Raw genomic sequence first — 517 nt, forward strand, 5'->3', positions numbered from 1 at the left:
AAAGTTAGTTACTCAAGCCAGAATGGACAGGAGTATGAAGGTCCCAAGAAGGGAAAATTGTTAGCCGTCTATAATATCAGCCAATTGGCTTTGTCAAAAGCTTTCAATCGCCGTAACTGTTATTAAGTTGCTATTCACGCTGAACTTAACGTTCAGATCGAACAAATTTACCGCATATTCCTTGGTATCCGGTTTGTTCTTCTTGTATGCAGGACGTGGATCCTGCGCCAGAACTTGTTCGATCACCGATTGTACATATTGAGTATCGGATCGCTTTGCTAGCATCGCCAATGCTTGAGACGAAAAGGTGACGTTCGATTTTTCAGGCTCTTCACCAGCGTAGCCGCCAATCGCTTCAGGAATGGCATCTGAGTAAGGAATATAAGGTTTGATGTCGACAATCGGTGTGCCATCGACCAAATCAACACTGCCAAGATCAATATATATTTGATCACCTTTCTTTGTGATGCTTTTCACTTCGACTGCCGACATTCCAATGCCATTTGGTCGAAAGGTA

At 43.1% G+C, this 517-nt stretch carries 1 protein-coding gene; it reads right to left on the reverse strand.

Annotated elements, in window-relative coordinates:
* Window positions 1-93: 93 nt before the first annotated feature.
* On the reverse strand, window positions 94-517 hold a 424-nt coding region (locus R7P74_RS29400), incomplete at its 5' end, for a TrmO family methyltransferase domain-containing protein (RefSeq protein ID WP_318124273.1).

It is taken from the genome of Vibrio sp. 2033, from assembly GCF_033339735.1.